General features: G+C 67.9%; 15 protein-coding genes and 3 pseudogenes. 12 read left to right on the top strand and 6 right to left on the bottom strand.

Features of this window, described 5'->3' with window-relative positions; genetic code table 11:
* Window positions 1-2: 2 nt before the first annotated feature.
* The gene (locus GO592_RS31870; protein ID WP_082325068.1) at window positions 3-1,232 is read right to left on the bottom strand and encodes a glycosyltransferase; all 1,230 of its coding nucleotides are present in this window, start codon (window positions 1,230-1,232) and stop codon (window positions 3-5) included.
* Window positions 1,233-1,608: 376 nt separating this feature from the next.
* Here GO592_RS31870 and GO592_RS31865 point away from each other — a divergent pair, with 376 nt between their 5' ends.
* The 4 genes and pseudogenes from GO592_RS31865 (at window position 1,609) to GO592_RS31850 (ending at window position 4,967) form a co-directional block, all read left to right on the top strand.
* Window positions 1,609-1,881, top strand: a complete 273-nt coding sequence (locus GO592_RS31865) for a peptidase (RefSeq protein ID WP_237720639.1) — start codon at window positions 1,609-1,611, stop codon at window positions 1,879-1,881.
* 31 nt (window positions 1,882-1,912) lie between these two features.
* Window positions 1,913-2,564 (top strand): annotated as a pseudogene (locus GO592_RS31860) (DUF1345 domain-containing protein).
* A gap of 71 nt (window positions 2,565-2,635) precedes the next feature.
* Window positions 2,636-3,588 (top strand): annotated as a pseudogene (locus tag GO592_RS46665) (bile acid:sodium symporter family protein).
* Between the two features lie 113 nt (window positions 3,589-3,701).
* Entirely contained in the window at window positions 3,702-4,967 is a 1,266-nt protein-coding gene (locus GO592_RS31850) for a hypothetical protein (RefSeq protein WP_039953006.1), read from the top strand.
* A 15-nt stretch (window positions 4,968-4,982) separates the two neighbouring features.
* Here GO592_RS31850 and GO592_RS31845 read toward each other — a convergent pair whose 3' ends face one another.
* A complete protein-coding gene (locus GO592_RS31845; protein ID WP_007301217.1) occupies window positions 4,983-5,729 on the bottom strand; it encodes a glycoside hydrolase family 25 protein in 747 nt (248 codons plus the stop codon).
* Between the two features lie 47 nt (window positions 5,730-5,776).
* Window positions 5,777-6,787: an agmatinase gene (gene speB / locus GO592_RS31840; protein WP_007301216.1), complete on the bottom strand. Its 1,011-nt coding sequence runs from the start codon at window positions 6,785-6,787 to the stop codon at window positions 5,777-5,779.
* A 108-nt stretch (window positions 6,788-6,895) separates the two neighbouring features.
* Between speB and GO592_RS31835 the strand changes: the two genes are divergently transcribed.
* From GO592_RS31835 to GO592_RS31820, 4 genes are all read left to right on the top strand, one after another.
* Window positions 6,896-7,516, top strand: coding sequence for a helix-turn-helix domain-containing protein (locus GO592_RS31835; RefSeq protein ID WP_007301215.1), 621 nt, complete (start codon window positions 6,896-6,898; stop codon window positions 7,514-7,516).
* Window positions 7,517-7,609: 93 nt separating this feature from the next.
* Window positions 7,610-9,067, top strand: coding sequence for an amino acid permease (locus GO592_RS31830; RefSeq protein ID WP_007301214.1), 1,458 nt, complete (start codon window positions 7,610-7,612; stop codon window positions 9,065-9,067).
* Complete coding sequence (locus GO592_RS31825) at window positions 9,064-9,864, top strand: carbon-nitrogen hydrolase family protein (RefSeq protein ID WP_007301213.1); 801 nt, start codon at window positions 9,064-9,066, stop codon at window positions 9,862-9,864. The genes GO592_RS31830 and GO592_RS31825 overlap by 4 nt, the downstream gene beginning before the upstream one ends.
* Window positions 9,861-11,549: a flavin monoamine oxidase family protein gene (locus GO592_RS31820; RefSeq protein ID WP_007301212.1), complete on the top strand. Its 1,689-nt coding sequence runs from the start codon at window positions 9,861-9,863 to the stop codon at window positions 11,547-11,549. The genes GO592_RS31825 and GO592_RS31820 overlap by 4 nt, the downstream gene beginning before the upstream one ends.
* 59 nt (window positions 11,550-11,608) lie before the next feature.
* Here GO592_RS31820 and ggh read toward each other — a convergent pair whose 3' ends face one another.
* The 3 genes and pseudogenes from ggh to GO592_RS31805 form a co-directional block, all read right to left on the bottom strand.
* Window positions 11,609-12,946: a glucosylglycerate hydrolase gene (gene ggh, locus GO592_RS31815; protein WP_005249245.1), complete on the bottom strand. Its 1,338-nt coding sequence runs from the start codon at window positions 12,944-12,946 to the stop codon at window positions 11,609-11,611.
* A gap of 46 nt (window positions 12,947-12,992) precedes the next feature.
* Window positions 12,993-13,705 (bottom strand): annotated as a pseudogene (locus tag GO592_RS46660) (class I SAM-dependent methyltransferase).
* A complete protein-coding gene (locus GO592_RS31805; protein ID WP_007301211.1) occupies window positions 13,698-15,125 on the bottom strand; it encodes an amino acid permease in 1,428 nt (475 codons plus the stop codon). The pseudogene GO592_RS46660 and the gene GO592_RS31805 overlap by 8 nt, the downstream one beginning before the upstream one ends.
* Before the next feature lie 174 nt (window positions 15,126-15,299).
* Between GO592_RS31805 and GO592_RS31800 the strand changes: the two genes are divergently transcribed.
* The 4 genes from GO592_RS31800 to GO592_RS31785 are packed head-to-tail and all read left to right on the top strand — an operon-like array spanning window position 15,300 to window position 19,039.
* A complete protein-coding gene (locus GO592_RS31800; RefSeq protein ID WP_005575029.1) occupies window positions 15,300-15,506 on the top strand; it encodes a heavy-metal-associated domain-containing protein in 207 nt (68 codons plus the stop codon).
* Between the two features lie 55 nt (window positions 15,507-15,561).
* On the top strand, window positions 15,562-16,452 hold the full coding sequence (locus GO592_RS31795) for a hypothetical protein (protein WP_007301210.1): 891 nt from the start codon (window positions 15,562-15,564) through the stop codon (window positions 16,450-16,452).
* A complete protein-coding gene (locus GO592_RS31790) occupies window positions 16,452-18,722 on the top strand; it encodes a heavy metal translocating P-type ATPase (protein ID WP_007301209.1) in 2,271 nt (756 codons plus the stop codon). The genes GO592_RS31795 and GO592_RS31790 overlap by 1 nt, the downstream gene beginning before the upstream one ends.
* Window positions 18,719-19,039, top strand: a complete 321-nt coding sequence (locus tag GO592_RS31785) for a metal-sensitive transcriptional regulator (RefSeq protein WP_007301208.1) — start codon at window positions 18,719-18,721, stop codon at window positions 19,037-19,039. Before GO592_RS31790 ends, GO592_RS31785 begins: the two co-directional genes overlap by 4 nt.
* The last annotated feature ends 32 nt before the right edge of the window (window positions 19,040-19,071 follow it).

The raw sequence follows: 19,071 nt of genomic DNA, 5'->3' as shown, positions 1-19,071 counted from the left end.
CATCAGCTCCGATCTGCGGTTCGGGCGATCGTGTCGAGCAGCAACGTCGCGGCGACGGCCGCCCCGTCGGTACGGATCGTGCCCGCCACGGCAGCCGCTCGTGCTCCGGGCTCGGGGGTCAGGGCCGCCGTGAGCGCGGCCGACAGGGACTCGACGGTCGGAACCGGACCGTCGTGCGCCGCGCCGATGCCCAAGTCGGCCACCCGGCCGGCCCAGTACGGCTGGTCCGCCGCCTGCGGCACCACCACCTGAGGTGCGCCGGCCCGGGTCGCCGTCGTCGTCGTCCCCGCGCCGCCGTGGTGCACGACGGCGGCCACCCGGCCGAACAATGCCTGCTGGTTGACCTCGCCGACGACGAAGCAGTCGTCCAGATCGTCGATCAGGGCCAGATCGGCCCAGCCGCGCCCGACGAGTGCGCGGCGGCCCTGCGCGCGGATCGCCTCGATGGCCACCTGTGCGGCGTCCGTCGCCGCGTGCAAGGTCATGCTGCCGAAGCCCACGAACACCGGTGGTGTGCCTGCGTCCAGGAACGCCTCCAACTCGGCCGGGAGTGGGCGGTCGTCGGCCAGGATCCACGCGCCGGTCTGCACGACGTCGAGGTCCGGCGTCTCCTGCCACGGGTCCAGGGTCGGGTCCGTCGCCAGCCACGGCCGGTCGCCGATGACGTAGTCGCGAACGTTGCCCACCGGGGGCAGACCGATCGACGCCCGGTTGGTGTCGAGCGCCTCACCGAACAGCGCATCGACGCTCTGAGCGTCCAAGTCCCACAGCATCCGGTTGTCCGTCACGTCCGGAGGGAACGCCCGGCCCGGGTATGCCAGCGGCCGCCGATGCGGCGACGGCAGGGTGAGCTGCTGGAACGTCACGGACACGGAACGGATGCCCAGCTTCTCGGCGACCGACAGTGCACCGGCCGCGGCCGGCATCACACCGGTCGCCACCAACGCGTCGCATCCCTCGGCGGCCGCGGTGACCGCCTCGAACTGGCCAGCGATCAACTCGGCCGCGCGCCGGAGCAGGTCCGCCGCCGACGGCGCCGCCGTCGTCAGCGCGCGCGCCGACCGGCCGACGGGCACCATCGACACACCGATCCCGGCCAGCCGCTGCGCGAAGTCCTCGTCCGGCGGCGCGCACACCCGCACCTCCGCGCCGAGTTCCCGCAACCGCACCACGAGTCCCACCAACGGTTCGACATCCCCACGTGACCCGTACGTCGACAACAACACACGCAATTCGCGACCCCCATTTCCGCAGGTTCTGGCTTCGGCCGGTAATTGTGCGGCACCACCCGGGCCTTGCCGCAAGCCCCCCGGTGCGCTATAAATTGAAAGTGGAAAGGGGTTGGTACTCCTCTCCGCTTCCTCGTCCGATCCGGACACATTCCAGGCAGCGTCGGCGCGTCATCGATCGAATGCGTTCGCACACAGTCCAGCTCACCGATCACGGTAACGCGGCCCGGCCGCAGGGGATGCCGGGATAGACTTCTCGGCATACGCCGCTGGTACGCCCTGGCCTGCCGTCTGCCCTCTCGGGACCAGCCCCTCGCCGGGTGCGCCGTGGTGCGGCGTGCGAATCATGTTGCGTCTCAACACTCAGGAGGCCGCGGCGATGTCCACGCTCGTCACACTCACGTCGCTCGACAACCGAGAACCTGCACTGCCGGCATGCGAACGAATAGGGGTTGACGAGATGCGGCAGATCGTCGAGTTGATCCTCGACGGCACACGCCGGCTGCTGAAGGCGCAGGACATCGGGTTGGACGTGACCACGGCAGCCGAGGACTACCTCGCCGCGCGAGGTACGAACCCGAATTCGGTGCCCGGCCGCTGCGGCGCACCATCTCGCCGGCTTGTCGATCGGTGTCGGGAGCGCCGCAGGTGACGGCGCGGCGCCTCCCGGAGAGGGGTAGGCATTGCACGTGCCTCTCCCGACTTCCGCCATCCCGAGAGTGGCCGCGGCGGTGGTGGTCGGTGTCGCTGCAGGTGTCCTCGGCGGCGTGTCGACCACAGCCGCGTTGGGGTCTCTCATCGGTATCGCCGGCCGCGGCCGCCGTGTTCGTCGTATCCGGTTGGGCAGTGTTGTGGCCGATGGATGCGGCGGCAACTCGCCGCAACGTGGGACGCGAGGATTTCCGTCCGATAGTCGACGAATTGGTCGTGGTGACAGCGGCTTCAGGAGGTCTCGGAGCAATCATCGCACTGCAGGTGGCCGGCGGATCCTCGGCGGGAACCCTGCACGCCGCCGTGGCCCTGATCGGGGTCTTCCTGGCGTGGGCCGCCCTACATCCGATGTATGCGGCTCGATACGCCTTCCTCTACTACGAGGAATCAGGTCCTGAAACAACGACGGGCGGTATCGATTTCAACTCCACTGCCCCGCCCGCGTTTCGCGACTTCTTCTACTTCAGTTACAACCTCGGGATGACCTACCAGGTATCCGATACCGACGTCTCGAGCCCGGAGATTCGGGCCGTGGCGCTCCGGCATTGCCTGTTGTCCTACGTTTTCGGTGCAGTCATCCTCGCGACGACGATCAACCTGGTCGCCGGGATCCTCACCAGGTGAGGATCCGGATTCGCTCGCGGATCCGACTGACCGACAGCCGCACGAGTAAGGCCGCCGTGTATCGAATCGCGATGCACGAGACACGATCGACGGCACGGGTTCACGCAGCGGTGCCGGTCGCGCTGGTGCTGCCGGCCTCGGGCCCGGCTGTGCCATGGGTGGACGGTGCGGATCGCGTCGCCATCGGCGTTCTGTTCTTCCTCTACGGCCTGCGCATCGCACCGCTGGATGCGCTCGCCGGACTGACGCACTGGCGCCTGCACCTGACCGTGCTGTCCTTCACCTTCGTGGTCTTCCCGCTCAGCGGATTGGCACTGCGACTGCTCCCGAGCTCTGTGCTGGATCCCAGCTTGTACCGCCGGACTGCTGTTCACGTGCCTCGTTCCCTCGACCGTCCAAGCGTTGATCGGATTCACCGCGGTTTCCGGAGGGAACGTTCCCGGTGTCATCGCCAGCGCATCCGCATCCAACCTCTTCGGCATGTTCCTGACGCCCGCGCTCGCGTTCACGATGATGTCGACTTCAGGACAGATGGGTGCGCCCGGTGCCGCCGCACTGGGAATCGGACTGCAACTGTTCCTGCCGTTCGTGCTGGGTCAGATCCTCCGCCGGTTGATCGGCGACTGGGTGGCACGCCACGGTTCCGCACTGAGGTACGTCGGCCGCGAATCCGTCGTGCTCATCGTGTATTCGGCATTCTCGGCGGGCGAACGTGACGGAGGTGTGGCACTCGGTCCCGTCCACCGCGTTACTCCGACTGGTCCTGCTGTCCACGGTGCTCGTGACGGCCATCCTCTGGCTCACGCGATTCACCGCCGACCTGATGCGGTTCGAACGCGCAGACGTGCGGGCCATCAGGTTCTGTGGAACGAAGAAGGCTCTCGTGACCGGGCTGCCGATGGCGGCTGTCCTGTTCGCCGGGCAGCCCGTCGGGCAGATCATCCTGCCGCTGATGGTGTTTCATCAGGTTCAGCTCACGATGTGTGCATGGCTGGCGAATCGATACCGGCACCGTGTCGCGTGATGCCCGCACACCGACCGACGGGCGCGGATTTCGGGGCTCGCCAGAACCGCGCATCCTGCCTGTTCCCCGGTGTTAATGTTGATCCACTCGGCCCCACCGAAAGGTGCACCTCGATGAGAAGATTCACTCGAAGAGTCGGTGGAACCATCGTGGCGCTGACGCTTACCGCCGCCGCGTTCGTCGTGTCACCGCCACCGGTGTACGGATTCGCCGAGGATATTTGCTACACCGAGGACGGTGCGCCACCGCACAACTGCGCTCCGCTGCCACCCGAATGCCTACTCGACGATCCCAACTCGCCGATCTGCGGCGCCGAGGCGTTCCTCCGTTACGGGTTCACGTTGCGCCGCCCGCTCGGCGGACGGAGTCTCGTGCATTCGGATTCGACGTATATCATCGCCCGCACCGTCGGCTTCTCCGAGCAGGATGCCTACTGGATCGCGGCGTACGACGAAGCGACCGACCTCGGCACGTTCGCCCCACGCGACATCTTCGGCCGACTCGTCCCCGACGCCGGCGCATTGACCACCAAGGACATCAGCGGACTGGTGCGCACCCACTTCGCCACCGGCGGGTTCCTCTTCCACTTCCTGCCCACGCTGCGCGGACCGGCAGATCCCCTGCCCAACGGCTTGCAACCGGATGTCGACGATCCCCGGCACGAGGTCATGCTCACGCACCTGCGGACTTGGGCCCTGGCCGGGCCGGGAAGTGGCGCACCGTTGTGCACGGGAGGTTTCACGAACCCCTCGGAGGACGGCGACTATGCCACGGGTGCAACGTGTTACGGCGATGCGAATCCCGTGCAGATCAACGGCACCTATAGCCTGGAGACTCCGGCCGCCATCCCGTTCACCAACATGACCGGGCAGCAGGTGATCTCCGACACGGTCCTCTCGTCACAGTTCGACTCCTGGATCGGCGAGAATTCCTGGAATGCACGGACCGGTATCTACATTCACGCACTCGGCGATCGCATCTCGCACCATGTCTGCACCGACGCCGGCACGATCACTCCGCCGGGACCGGCCGGGCCGGACTTTCGGATCGATCTGAACCAGCCCACCTGCGACCAGGGTCCGCATGCCGTCCGCCACGAATACGAGACGGGCGTGGATTTCGCCGGGCTGCACCCGGAAGACCGGACCACCGAGGCGGCCCTGTCGATGGTGTACGACGAACTCGTCAACTTCGCGCGGGTGCGCGGAACGCTGGACGAGCGCGCCACGACGCCGACGACCAAGAATGCACTCCTGACCGACGGCCTCGTGCCGGCGCTCGAGATTCGGGAGCCGGTCGAGCGACTGAACGCCGTCACCGACGTCGGCTGCCGGGTCGGCGTCCCGGCGTTCCCCGGAAACCCGGCGTGCCGGGATTGATCGTGCCCGTCGGCGTCAGCTGCCGAAGGGGGATGCGCTGTTGGAGTACCGGGCGAAGTCGCCCTGCGCCCCGCTGTAGACGTTGAGGTCGACGTCGCCGTTGACTCCGGGGATGCGACCGGTGCTGGTGTACTGCCAGAACGTCCAGTTGCTCCAGCCACCGGGGAGGGGGCCGGGCGTGTTCTGACCGTTGTAGTCGGCGATCCACAGCGGGTATCCGGTGAACTCGTTGGTGTTCGCCATCGCCGTCCGCCAGAAGTTCGGGTACGTGTAGATGATTGGCTGACGTCCCGTGAGCGATTGGACCGTGTTGAGGTAGCGGTGCGTCCAGTCGATCAACGCCGCGGGCGGCAGCCCACCGGATTGCTCGAGGTCGAGGACCGGAGGCATGTCACCCGGACCGTTGATGCCCAGCACCACCGTCGAGTAGAACGCGGCCTGCGCTTCCGGCGACTGGGTGGGGTCGGCGTAGTGGTACGCGCCGCGGGCAACGCCGGCCACGCGCATGGCGAGGCAGTCCTGGACGAAGAACGGATTGACGTAGTTGAGACTCTCGGTGGCCTTGACCATCGAAAAGTCGTGGCCGGCGTTGCGGACGGCGAACCAGTCGATCGGTGACCCGCCCGGGTGTTGCCATGAGGCCACGTCCGGACCTCTGACAGGTTCGGCGGCGGCATGCCCCGGCACCGCGGCCGCGAGCGCACCGGCGAGCAGTAGTGGTGCGATCTTGGAGAACCTTCGGACCTTCACCCCGATAGCCATGCGCCCGAGGGTAACGTCTTCGCGCTGCCCGCACGTGGCAACGGACGTTACTTCGTCACGAACGCCGCCTGCCGGAGCGCCTCGCCGCGCGCAGCCCGGCCCGGGGCCGACGACGCGTTGATCGCGAGCACCGACAGCAACTCGTACGCGACGTGCGCTGCCGCGATGCCGGTGATCTCGGCGTGGTCGTAGGCGGGCGCCACCTCCACGATGTCGGCTCCGACCACGTTCAGGCCGACGAGTCCGCGCAGCGTGTTCAGCAACTCGCGGGACGTCATGCCGCCCGCCTCGGGTGTTCCGGTGCCCGGCGCGTGCGCGGGATCGAGGACGTCGATGTCCACGGACACGTAGACCGGTCCGCCGTCGAGCCGTCGACGCATCCGTTCGACGATGCTGGCGACGCCGTCCACCTCGTAGTCGTCGGAGCGGATGACCTGGAAACCGAGAACGGCGTCGTCCTCGAGGTCCTTCTTGCTGTACAGCGGGCCACGGATGCCGATGTGCTGCGAACGCTCGAGGTCGATGAGCCCCTCCTCGCTGGCCCGCCGGAACGGGGTGCCGTGCGTGTAGGGGGCGCCGAAGTAGGTGTCCCACGTGTCGAGGTGCGCGTCGAAGTGCAGCACGGCGATGGGACCGTGATCGCGGGCGAGGGACCGCAGGATCGGCAGGGCGATGGTGTGGTCGCCGCCGAGCGTCAGCACGGTCGAGCCGTCCTTGCGCAGGTCGGTGACGGCGCCGTCGACGGTGGCGAGGGCCTCCTGGATGTCGAACGGGTTGACGCCGATGTCGCCGAAGTCGGCGACCTGCTGCGCCGCGAAGGGGTGCACGTCGAGTGCGGGGTTGTACGGACGCAGGAGCTTCGACGCGGCGCGGATGTGGCCGGGGCCGAAGCGTGCGCCCGGACGGTAGCTCACGCCGGAGTCGAACGGGACGCCCATCACGGTGACGTCGGCGCGGGACACCTCGTCGAGCCGGGGGAGGCGGGCGAACGTGCTGGGTTCGGCGTAGCGCGGCGTGCGGGTGGCGTCGACGGGGCCCTTTATGTCGTCTGTACTCATCGGAATCCTTCGGTGTGTGCCGGAGACGTGGCGTCGTCGTATCGTTTCCTTGGAACGCATTCTTGTCAACACCTGTTTCCTATACGAGACACAACGAAGGATCGATGCATGGCGAACGAGCTCGCAACCGAAGGTGCGTCGGGCGTCGACGCGCCCAGGATCGGCCCCCGGCTCAAGGCGGCCCGGCAGGCCCAGCGCCTCACCCTCGACGACCTCGCCGCGAGCTGCGGCATCACCAAGGGCTACCTGTCGAAGATCGAACGGGACCACGCGAGCGCATCCGTCGCCACGCTGGTGCGGATCTGCGCCGCTCTGAACATTCCCGTCGGGTCGCTGTTCGAGAGCGCCGCCGCAGGTGAGGTGGTACGCGCCGACAACTACCCGCCGATCAGTTTCGGCGGGGAGCGCATGGCCGAGTTCCTGCTGACACCGTTCGGCGAGCGCCGCATCCAGTCGCTCCTGAGCCGGATCGAACCCGGCGGCGGGAGCGGCTCGGAAACGTACGAACTGCCGGTCGACGTCGCCTTCGTCTACGTCGTCTCGGGCCGGATCCGCATTTCCTTCAACGGTCCGGGGGCCGGGGAGGACGTGTCGCTCGCGACCGGGGACGCGTTCACCTTCTCGCCCCAGTTGCCGCACAGCTTCCGCGCGCTCGGCGACGACACCGCGACCGTTCTGTGGATTCTGGCCCCCGCACTACCGGACGACGTCCGGCCCACCGCCCGCTAGGAAACCGTCAAGCGGTTTAGGAAACATGTGTTGACAGTCACGGCTCGCCCGTTCATTGTTGTCCACATCACTCCACCGCTCAGGAGCTCAACGTTGGACATCACCAAGATTTCTCCGCGCCCGCCGGGACTGGCCGGCGCACTCCGCGCCCGCAAATCGGTCGAGGCGATCGTGGCGCGCAACGACCAGGAACCCGGTCACGGCCTCAAGCGGTCGATGGGCCTGGTGCACCTCACCGCACTGAGCATCGGTGCGTCGCTGGGAACGGGCATCTTCGTCATCCTCGGCGAGGCGACACCCAAGGCCGGCCCCGCCGTCGTCCTCGCCTTCGTGCTCGCGGCGTTCACCGCCCTCTTCTCCGCTCTCTCCTACGCGGAACTGGCAGGCAGCATCCCCGTCTCCGGTAGCTCCTACTCGTACACCTACGCGACGATGGGCGAACTCTTCGCGTGGATCTGCGGCTGGTGCCTGATGCTCGAGTACGGCGTCTCGGTCGCGGCCGTCGCCGTCGGCTGGGGCGAGTACATCAACGAACTACTCCACGGCATGTTCGGCATCGCACTACCCGCCGCGATCAGCGAATCACCGGGCGCGGGCGGCATCGTCAACGTGCCCGCCATCGTCATCGTGCTCGTCGCGGTGGCACTGCTGACTCGGGGAGCGTCCGAGAGCGCCCTGGTGAACACGGTCATGGTCGCACTGAAGATCCTCGTGCTCGTGTTCTTCTGCGCTGTCGCGTTCACCGCGTTCCGCGCCGGAAACTTCACGCCGTTCATCCCCCTCGGCGCGGCAGGCGTGACCGCCGCGGCATCCCAGGTGTTCTTCGCCTACATCGGGTTCGACGCCGCCTCGACCGCAGGCGACGAGGCGAAGAACGCGAAACGCGATCTTCCCCGCGCGATCATCCTCTCGCTCCTGATCGTCACGATCCTCTACTGCCTGGTCGCGATCGCCGCCGTCGGCGCGATGCCCTGGCAGGACATCGCGGGTGAGGGCGCCGCACTCGCGACCATCCTGAATGCCGCGACCACCAGCACCTGGCCCGCCATCCTCCTGTCGGCGGGCGCGGTGATCGCCATCGCCAGCGTCGTCCTCGCCGTGATGTACGGGCAGACCCGGATCCTGTACGCGATGTCGCTCGACGGTCTCGTTCCGCGGGTCTTCTCCCGCGTCAACCCGCGCACCCGGGTGCCCGTCGTCAACATCGTCGTCGTCGGGGGTGTCGTCTCCGCGCTCGCGGGATTCGTGCCGCTGGGCGAACTGGCGGATGCGACGAGCATCGGCTCGCTGTTCGCGTTCATGCTCGTCAACATCGCCGTGATCATCCTGCGCCGACGCCATCCCGACCTGCACCGCAGCTTCCGGACCCCGCTCTTCCCGCTGATGCCGGTCCTCGGCGTAGTGTTCTGCGCGCTGCTGCTGTTCGGTCTCGGCGTCTCGACGTGGGTGGCGTTCGCTCTGTGGATGGCAGTCGGGCTCGCGATCTACTTCGCCTACGGAGTCCGCAAGTCCGCACTCCGCAACAGCCCGGAAACGGTGACGGCACCATGAGGGCAGCGCTGTTCCAAGGTCCCGAACTCTCCTTCGACGTCGCCGCGAACCTCTCCGCTATCGCGTCGGCCGCGCAGACGGCGGCGGCTTCCGGGGCATCGATCCTGGTCTGCCCGGAGATGGCGGCCACCGGCTACAACATCGGATCCCTGATCGCGGAGCGGGCCGAACCCGCCGACGGACCGATCGCGGCCCGGATCGCAGAGATCGCACGCGAGTCCGGGATCGCCGTCGTCTACGGATACCCCGAGGCGGACGCAGGCGTCGTCTACAACAGCGTGCAGGTGTGCGACCCGTCCGGGACGCCGCTCGCGAACTACCGCAAGACCCACCTGTTCGGCGAGCTCGACCGGTCGCACTTCGCCGCGGGCGACGAACTGGTGGTCCAGTTCGACCACGCCGGAATCCGGTGCGGACTTCTGATCTGCTATGACGTCGAGTTCCCGGAAGCCGTTCGCGCGCATGCCGACCGGGGAACACAGTGGCTCGTCGTCCCCACCGGCCTGATGAGCCCGTACGAATTCATCGCGGAGAGCGTCGTCCCGACCCGTGCGTACGAGAGTCAGCTGTTCGTCACGTACGTCAACCGGTGCGGCACCGAGGCCGACCTCGACTACTGCGGGTCCAGTTGTGCGATCGCGCCCGACGGCACCGAACTCGCCCGCGCAGGCCGCCACGAAGAGCTGGCGATCGTCGACCTCGAACTCGACGTCCTCCACCGTTCCCGCCGTGAGAACACCCATCTCGACGACCGACGCGTCGACCTCTACCCCTTCATGCAGGAGAAGACTTCATGACGATCCCCGTCACCCCGGACAGCACCGCCGCGGACACCGATCCCCGGCCGCTCACCATGTTCGGTCCCGACTTCCCGTTCTCCTACGACGACTACGTCACGCACCGCTCGGGTCTCGGCGCGGTGCCCCCCGACCGCCACGGCACCGAGGTGGCGGTCATCGGTGGCGGCCTGTCGGGGATGGTCACGGCGTACGAGCTGATGAAACTCGGACTGAAACCGATTGTCTACGAGGCCGATCAGATCGGTGGCCGGATGCGGTCGCAACCGTTCGACGGGCACCCCGAGGTGGTCGCCGAGATGGGCGCGATGCGGTTCCCACCGTCGTCGACCACCCTGTTCCATTACCTCGACACCATGGGACTGCGGACCGAGGCGTTCCCGAACCCGCTCGCCGACAGCACCCCCAGCACGGTCATCGACCTCAAGGGCGAAAGCTACTACGCGCAGCACCTCGACGACCTGCCGCCCGTGTTCCGGGAGGTGTCGGATGCGTGGCAGCGCACGCTCGAGGACCACGCCGAGCTGATTCCGCTCCAGCAAGCGATCCGCGACCGTGACACCGCCGAACTCAAGCGCATCTGGAACGACCTGGTGGTCCGGCTGGACGATCAGACGTTCTACGGCTTCCTCGCCTCGTCCAAGCACTTCGCGTCGTTCCGGCATCGGGAAGTGTTCGGGCAGGTCGGTTTCGGAACGGGCGGCTGGGACACCGACTTCCCCAACTCGATCCTCGAGATCCTGCGCGTCGTCATCACCGCCGCCGACGACCACCACCGCGGCATCGTCGGCGGGTCGCAGCAGCTGCCCCTGCGGCTGTGGACCGACGCCCCGTCGGGGATGGCGCACTGGCCGGACGGCACGTCGGTGCGCGCGCTGAACGGCGGAGCCACCCGTCCCCGGGTCACCGAGGTCCGGAGGACCGCACCGCACCAGGTGACGGTCACCGACTCGTCCGGGGAGATCCGCACGTACCCGGCCGCGGTCTTCACTGCGCAGAGCTGGATGCTGCTCAACAACATTCACTGCGACGACGACCTGTTCCCGATCGACCACTGGACCGCGATCGAGCGCACCCACTACATGGGGTCGACGAAGGTGTTCGCCCTCGTGGATCGTCCGTTCTGGAAGGACAAGGATCCGGTCACCGGCCGCGACCTCGTCAGCATGACCCTGACGGACCGGATGAGCCGCGGCACCTACCTCCTCGACCACGGCGACGACAAGCCCGGCCTGATCTGCCTGTCCTACACGTGGTCCGACGATTCGCTCAAGCTGCTGCCGCTCGACGCGACGGAGCGGATGAACCTCATGATCAAGTCGCTCGAGGAGATCTACCCGGGAGTCGACTTCCGCAGTCACATCATCTCGACTCCGGTCACGCTGTCCTGGGAGACCGAACGCGACTTCATGGGTGCGTTCAAGGCGAACCTCCCCGGCCACTACCGGTACCAGGAACGGCTGTTCAGCCATTTCGTCCAGGACGAACTCGACCCGCGGCACCGCGGTATCTTCCTTGCCGGCGACGACATCTCGTGGACCGCGGGCTGGGCGGAGGGCGCCGTGCAGACCGCGCTCAACGCCGTCTGGGGCGTGATGCACCATCTGGGCGGCGCCACCCCGGCCGACAACCCCGGCCCGGGCGACCGGTATGCCGAACTCGGCCCGATCCGGCTCTGCGACTAGTGCCTTCGGCCCGTGAGTACTTATTAACGTCCCGCGGTTAATAAGTACTCACGGGGGCGCTAGCCCAACCAGTCCAGCACCGCGGCGGCCGTCCACGACTGCTGCATGCTGCCGAGGGGCTGACCGGTGAATGGTTCGTAGTATTCGGCGAAGCTGCCGTCGCTCGCCTGCCGCAGTCCCTCGGACCGCAGCAGGTGGGCGCGCTCGGCCCACCCGCGCCGGGCGAACGCCCAGGAGAACAGCCACGTCATCACCGGCCACACCGGACCGCGCCAGTACTCGCGCGGCCGGAAGTCGCCCGACACCGGTGACGTCGACGGCGGCACGGCGTACCGGAGGTCGGGGTGGCCGCAGAATTTCGGTCCCTCGAACGTGCGGAGCAGGGCGCGTTCGGCGTCACGGCTCAGGCCGCCGCACAGCAGGGGAGAGAACATCGCGAGGGTTTCGGTGGAAATCCACCGGCCGCTGCGCAGATCGAAATCGCGCGCCGCCCCGGACCGTTGGTCGGTGGTCGTGAGGACACCCTGCCGGAACCGGGCCGCCCACCCGTGCAGTTCCCGGACGTCGGAGTTCGGCATCGAATGTTCCTCGCCGATGGTCGCGAGCACCTCGCACGCCATCGAGAACACGGCGCTGACGAACACGTCCTCCACCGCGAAGCTCATGGCGGTCGCCAGCTCCGCGTCGTCGTAGCGGACGGTCTTCATCTCCTCGAGCAGCCACAGGTAGCGGTCGTATTCGCCGTTGGACGGCCGCTGTCCGGTGTCGGCGACGTGGGACAGATCCTCGCGCAGATATGTGGGCATCACCCCGGCCACGACGTTGGCGTACGAGTGGTCCCAGCGCGGCGAGTTGTCCATGCCGGACTCCCAGCCGTGGTACAGCGCGATCCGGCCGTTGCCGTCGAGGTCGCGGGCGTTGGCCAGCCAGCGGTGCCAGCGCACGAGGTCGGGCCAGCGCCGGTCGAGGAACTCCTCGGCGACGGCGCGGGTGCTGCGACCGTGCCTGCGCGAGTGGTCGAGGATGCGCTGCACCGCGATGGCGTGCACGGGCGGCTGGGTGATCCCCGACGTCTGCGTGCCGCTCGGCGCGTGCGCCGCGAGGGTCCCGCACTCCCAGCGCCCGGGGCCGGGAAAGTATCCGTCGACGCCGTTCGCGAACACGATGTGCGGGATCATCCCGTTCTTCCACTGCGCCGACAGCAGGGTGTCGAGTTCGACGACGGCCCGCTCCACGCTCAGGGGCGCCAGGCCGACCGCGACGAACGCCGCGTCCCAACTCCACATGTGCGGGTACAGGCGCGGCGCGGCACTCGTCATCGTGCCGAGGTCGTTGCCGCGAAGCAGGTACGCGGCACGTGCCGCGAGCTGTGTCGGGGTGAATCCGCGGTCCGCCATTGCACCATTCTGCTGCGGGCCGGCCCACATCGCTCGTCGGACGGGTTCAGCCGGCGAATCCGCAGAGGGTCAGCGTCGGACGCGAGTTGCGCAGCGGTCGCAGTTCCGACACCTTGCGGAGCAGGGTCGACCCCCACAGGCCCCGGCCGAGAGGCAGCGTCACCTCGCGGGTGAACGCAAGGTCCGGCACCTGTCCGGGCAGGTCCGCTGCATCGCCGGCGGAGAGGTGGAACGGCATCGGCGGGACGGAGTAGTCGCCGTGAATTCGCATTCCTTTCTGCGTCTTGCGGCTCAACCATTTCGGTACCGAGTCGAACATCATCCGGCCGCCGGGGAAACGCCGGGCGCAGTCGCTGATCAGGGACAGCGACTCGTCGGCGGGCAGATACATCAGCAAGCCCTCCGCCGACACGAACACGGCCCGATCGACACCCACCGGACGTCGGGATCACCGATCCGCCAGTAGCTGGTCTGCAATCCTTCACCGAGAGCGACGACCGTTCCGCCGGGGTGATCGGCGAGGAACGCCCATATCTCGTCGTCGAAGGCCCGAGCGCGCGGAGCGTGGGATTGGCTCGGCTTCCCGAAGTTCTCGTACGGATAGTCGAGGGTCTCGTAGAGCGTCACGGCGAGCGGGTCGACCAGCGTGCCGTCGCGACGCGACGCCTCGACGGCACGGTTACGGAGGGTCCACATCATCGTCGCGGGAACACCGGTCAGGGTGGTCGCGTCCACCCGTTTCCGGTTTTCGTCAGCCACGCGGCACCGGCTCTGCCACTTCGAGCTTGGAGTGCTTGCGCGAGTAGACGAAGTACACGATCAGGCCGAGGATCAGCCAGATCCCGAACCGCAGCCAGGTCTCCCACGGCAGCGACAGGATGAGCCAGCCGGAGAACACGACGCCGATGATCGGGATGACCGGCATGAACGGAAGCGTGAACGTGCGGGGGACCTCGGGGCGGGTCCGCCGGAGCACCGCGACCGCGACGCAGACGACGATGAACGCCGACAGGATTCCGATGTTGGTGAGTTCCGCGACGGTGTTGATCGGGAAGAACCCGGCCAGCAGCGCCGAACCGATCCCCACGATCCACGTCACCCGCGTCGGCACCTTGCGGACCGGGTGCGTCTTCGCGAACCATTCCGGGAGCAGGCCGTCCCGGCTCATCGCGTACCACACGCGGGTCACACCGAGCATGAAGGTGAGCACGACGGTGATGATGCCGACGATGGCCCCGACCGCGATGATGTTCGCGACCCCGGGCATGCCGACCGACTCGAAAGCGGTGGAGAAGCCGCTCTCGGGGCTGATCTCGGTGTACTTCTGCATTCCGGTCAGCACGAGGGTGACCAGGACGTACAGCGTCATCGCGATGCCGAGGGAATACAGGATTGCCTTCGGCAGGTGCTTGGTGGCGTCCTTCGATTCCTCGGCGGCGGTGCTCATCGCGTCGTATCCGAACACCGCGAAGAACACTGTGGCCGCGCCGGTGAAGACGGCGGCGGTGCCGAACGGGAAGTAGGGGGTGTAGTTGGCGCTGTCGATGTGGAAGACGCCCAGCGCGATGATGAGGACGACCAATGCGACCTTGATCGCCACCGCGATCGTCTCGAATCGACCGACACTGCGGATTCCGCGCGAGAGCACCCAGGCGGTGCCGAGGCAGAACAGGGCCGCGAAGACGTCGAACACGTGCCCGTCACCGGTGCCCAGCGCGCCCATCATCCAGTCGGGCAGGCTTATGCCGACCTGTTCGAGGAGAAAGCGGAAGTACCCGGACACACCGATGGCGACTACGGCCGCCACCGCGATGTATTCGAGCAGCAGGTCCCAGCCGATGAACCAGCCGACGATCTCGCCGAGCGCCACGTAACCGTAGGTGTAGGCCGATCCGGCCTTGGGGATCATTCCGGCGAACTCGGCGTAACACAGTGCGGCCGCGGCACTGGCGACACCCGCGATCAGGAAGGAGATCAGCACGGCCGGACCGGCGACGGAATGCGCGACCGAGCCGGCGAGTGAGAAGACGCCTGCGCCGATGATGCCACCGACGCCGATCGCGGTGAGTTGCCACAGGCCGAGCGATTTGGTCAGACGCTCGTCGGGCGGAGTGTCCTCCTCGACCTCGGTGAGGGGTTTGCGGCGCAGCATTTGGGTGCGCAACTTGTCCATCGACATTGCCGGGCCCCGTTTCCCAGTGGGGTGAGATGCGGTATCTCACTCAATCACCTTCCCGGGCCCGCGTGGGACAGGAACACGGACTCGGTGGCCGCCGTCACCCTTGCGCAAATACGGTAGGGGGGTATGGTAGCTCTCAGACACGGCATCGATACCCCGAAGAGAGGCAGACCCGTGAGCACCTCGAGCGTCACCGTCACCGGCATGACCTGCAACCACTGCGTGTCCTCGGTTACCGAGGAGATCAGCGCACTCCCCGGCGTCACCTCCGTGAACGTCGATCTGGCCACCGGCAAGGTCGTCATCGACAGCACCACCGACCTCGATCCGAGCGCCGTCGCGGGCGCCGTCGAAGAAGCCGGATATTCAGTCGCCGGCTGAGCCGGGCACTCGAACACGCCGGCCGAGCCGGCCACTCCACCACAGGAGCCCCATCATGAACGCAACCGGCAAGTTCGCCGGATTCACCGTCGGCCTCGTCGTGATCTTCGGCGCCGCGCTCGCTCTCGGGTCGGTTGCCGGCCCGGACGTCGCCGAGCCCGCCACACATACGGCCGAGGACGACGGACACGGAGCGGGAGGCCACGACGCCGCCGCCGACCCGACCCCGGGCGGACTGACGCCCACCGCCGACGGCTACACCCTCGAACTCGCATCCGACCAGGTCACCGCCGGTGCCGCGGTCCCGGTGCAGTTCCGGATCACGAACCCCTCGGGGGTACCCGTGACGGACTACACCGTGGAGCACGAGAAACTGCTGCACCTGATCGTCGTCCGCCGGGACCTCGCCGGGTTCCAGCACGTCCACCCGACGCTCGACGCGACCGGAACGTGGAGCGTCCCCCTCGACCTCGCCCGCGGCGGCGACTACCGCGTGTTCGCGGACTTCACCCCGGCGGACGGCGAAGGCGTCACCCTGGGCACGGACCTGCGCGTCGCGGGCACCTACGACCCGCAGGAACTGCCCGCTCCCGCAGCGACCGCCACCGTGGACGGGTACACCGTCACGCTCGACGGCGCGCTGCGACCGGGAGAGACGTCGAACGTGACCCTCTCGGTGAGCCGCGACGGTCAGCCCGTCACCGATCTGCAGCCGTACCTCGGTGCATACGGACACCTGGTGGCGCTGCGCACCACCGACCTCGGATACCTGCACGTGCACCCGGACGGGCATCCCGGCGACGGCGTCACCGCGGCGGGACCCGGGATCGACTTCGCCGTCACCGCGCCCAGCGCGGGCGACTACCGGCTGTTCCTGGACTTCCAGCACGCCGGCGCCGTCCACACCGCGGAATTCACGGCCACCGCCGGACCGGAGGACAAGTGATGACCCGCTCGACCGACATCGCGGCACCGCCCGATTCCCAGATCGAACTGGCCATCGGCGGAATGACCTGCGCGTCGTGCGCCAACCGCATCGAACGCAAGCTGAACAAACTGGACGGCGTCACCGCGACCGTCAACTATGCGACGGAGAAGGCCCGCGTCCATTACGACGCCGCCGACGTCTCGCCCGAAGACCTCGTCGCCACGGTCGAGCAGGCCGGGTACACGGCGCGACTGCCCGAGGTGAAGCCCCCGGCCCCGGAGGAAGAGGACCCGGCGGCGGAACTGCGGCAGCGGCTGCTCGTGTCGGCGGTGCTGACGGTTCCCGTCATCGCGATGGCGATGGTCCCGGCGCTGCAATTCACGAACTGGCAGTGGCTCTCGCTCACCCTCGCGGCCCCGGTCGTGGTCTGGGGTGCGTGGCCGTTCCACAAGGCTGCCTGGACGAACCTGCGGCACGGCACCGCGACCATGGACACCCTGGTGTCGATGGGCACGCTGGCCGCGTTCGGCTGGTCGCTGTACGCCCTGTTCTGGGGCACCGCCGGTATGCCGGGCATGACGCACCCGTTCGAGCTCACGATCGCGCGGGTCGACGGCACCGGCAACATCTATCTGGAGGCCGCCGCCGGCGTCACCACGTTCATCCTCGCCGGCCGTTTCTTCGAGGCCCGCGCCAAACGCCGGGCGGGAGCGGCACTGCGGGCGCTGCTCGAACTGGGTGCCAAAGAGGTTTCGGTGCTGCATAACGGCACCGAACAGCTGATCGGCATCGACCAGCTCGAGGTCGGCGACCTGTTCGTGGTCCGTCCGGGCGAGAAGATCGCCACCGACGGCGTCGTCGTCGAAGGTTCGTCGGCGGTGGACGCGTCGATGCTGACCGGTGAATCCATGCCGGTCGAGGTGTCACCCGACGCCGAGGTGGCGGGTGCGACGGTCAACGTCGGCGGCCGAATCGTGGTTCGCGCCAGCCGGATCGGAGCCGACACGCAGCTCGCGCAGATGGCGTGGATGGTCGAGGACGCGCAGACCGGCAAGGCCGAGGTGCAACGCCTGGCCGATCGGATCTCCGGCATCTTCGTCCCGATCGTGATCGCGTTGTCGGTCGCGACCCTCGGTTTCTGGATCGGCACCGGCGGTTCGGTCGCCGCCGCGTTCACCGCCGCGGTCGCCGTCCTGATCATCGCGTGCCCGTGTGCGCTCGGACTCGCCACCCCGACCGCCCTCATGGTGGGCACGGGACGCGGGGCCCAGCTGGGCATCCTGATCAAGGGGCCCGAAGTTCTGGAATCGACGCGGCGGGTCGACACCGTGGTCGTCGACAAGACCGGCACCGTCACCACCGGCACGATGTCGCTGCACGACGTGGTCGCCGCGGACGGCCAGGACGCGGAGCAGGTTCTGCGGTTCGCCGGCGCCCTCGAGGACGCGTCCGAGCATCCCATCGCACGGGCGATCACCCGCGCGGCACGGGACCGGTTGACGACGCTGCCCGACGTCGAACAGTTCACCAACCTCGCCGGACTCGGCGTCCAGGGCATGATCGACGGACACGCGGTGGTAATCGGCCGCGCGAAACTGCTCCGCGACTGGTCGCTGCAGCTCACCACGGAACTCCAGCGCGCCGTCGACGCGGCGGAGTCGGAGGGCAAGACCGCCGTCGGTATCGGCTGGGACGGCCAGGCGCGCGGCGTGCTCGTGGTCGCCGACACCGTGAAGCCGACGTCGCGCGAGGCAGTGTCGCAGTTCCGTGACCTGGGCCTCACCCCGATCATGCTCACCGGCGACAACAATTCCGCGGCCCGGGCGATCGCCGCCCAGGTCGGCATCGGCGACGTCGTCGCCGAGGTGCTGCCTCAGGACAAGGTCGACGTGATCAAGCGTCTACAGGCCGAGGGCAAGGTGGTCGCGATGGTCGGCGACGGGGTCAACGACGCCGCCGCCCTCGCTCAGGCCGACCTCGGTCTCGCCATGGGAACCGGCACGGACGTGGCCATCGAGGCCAGCGACCTCACGCTGGTACGCGGCGACCTCCGGGCCGCGGCCGACGCAATCCGGTTGTCGCGCAAGACGTTGAGCACGATCAAGGGCAACCTGTTCTGGGCCTTCGCCTACAACGTCGCGGCGTTGCCACTGGCGGCGGCGGGCCTGCTCAACCCCATGCTGGCCGGTGCCGCCATGGCATTCTCATCGGTGTTCGTCGTGAGCAACAGCCTGCGACTGCGCCGCTTCCAGCCCCTGACCACTCCCACCCGAGGGGAATCACAATGACCGAGCAACCGACCACCGAGCACGACCACGCGGCCGGCCACGGATACATCAGCGCCAAGGACGACTACCTCAAGCGCCTGCGCCGCATCGAAGGCCAGGCGCGGGGCCTCCAGCGGATGGTCGAGGACGAGAAGTACTGCATCGACATCCTCACCCAGGTCTCCGCGATGACCAAGGCGCTGCAGGCCGTGGCGCTGGGGCTGCTCGAAGACCACATCAGCCACTGCGTCGTCGACGCTGCCGTCGCCGGCGGCACCGAGGCCGACGCGAAGATCAAGGAAGCCACCGACGCCATCGCACGACTGGTGCGTTCCTGACACCAGACCACGAGAGCAGCTTCCGAGGGAGC

The sequence above is a fragment of the Rhodococcus sp. 21391 genome, assembly GCF_016772255.1.
Lineage (GTDB): Bacteria > Actinomycetota > Actinomycetes > Mycobacteriales > Mycobacteriaceae > Rhodococcus_F > Rhodococcus_F opacus.
This window is presented reverse-complemented; position numbering and strand designations above follow the sequence as displayed.

Excerpts from the sequence above, each read along its gene's own strand:
- GO592_RS31865 (WP_237720639.1), top strand. The coding sequence starts at position 1,609 with ATGTCCACGCTCGTCACACTCACGTCGCTCGACAACCGAGAACCTGCA.
- GO592_RS31850 (WP_039953006.1), top strand. The coding sequence starts at position 3,702 with ATGAGAAGATTCACTCGAAGAGTCGGTGGAACCATCGTGGCGCTGACG.
- GO592_RS31845 (WP_007301217.1), bottom strand. The coding sequence starts at position 5,729 with ATGGCTATCGGGGTGAAGGTCCGAAGGTTCTCCAAGATCGCACCACTA.
- speB (WP_007301216.1), bottom strand. The coding sequence starts at position 6,787 with ATGAGTACAGACGACATAAAGGGCCCCGTCGACGCCACCCGCACGCCG.
- GO592_RS31835 (WP_007301215.1), top strand. The coding sequence starts at position 6,896 with ATGGCGAACGAGCTCGCAACCGAAGGTGCGTCGGGCGTCGACGCGCCC.
- GO592_RS31825 (WP_007301213.1), top strand. The coding sequence starts at position 9,064 with ATGAGGGCAGCGCTGTTCCAAGGTCCCGAACTCTCCTTCGACGTCGCC.
- GO592_RS31820 (WP_007301212.1), top strand. The coding sequence starts at position 9,861 with ATGACGATCCCCGTCACCCCGGACAGCACCGCCGCGGACACCGATCCC.
- ggh (WP_005249245.1), bottom strand. The coding sequence starts at position 12,946 with ATGGCGGACCGCGGATTCACCCCGACACAGCTCGCGGCACGTGCCGCG.
- GO592_RS31805 (WP_007301211.1), bottom strand. The coding sequence starts at position 15,125 with ATGTCGATGGACAAGTTGCGCACCCAAATGCTGCGCCGCAAACCCCTC.
- GO592_RS31795 (WP_007301210.1), top strand. The coding sequence starts at position 15,562 with ATGAACGCAACCGGCAAGTTCGCCGGATTCACCGTCGGCCTCGTCGTG.
- GO592_RS31790 (WP_007301209.1), top strand. The coding sequence starts at position 16,452 with ATGACCCGCTCGACCGACATCGCGGCACCGCCCGATTCCCAGATCGAA.
- GO592_RS31785 (WP_007301208.1), top strand. The coding sequence starts at position 18,719 with ATGACCGAGCAACCGACCACCGAGCACGACCACGCGGCCGGCCACGGA.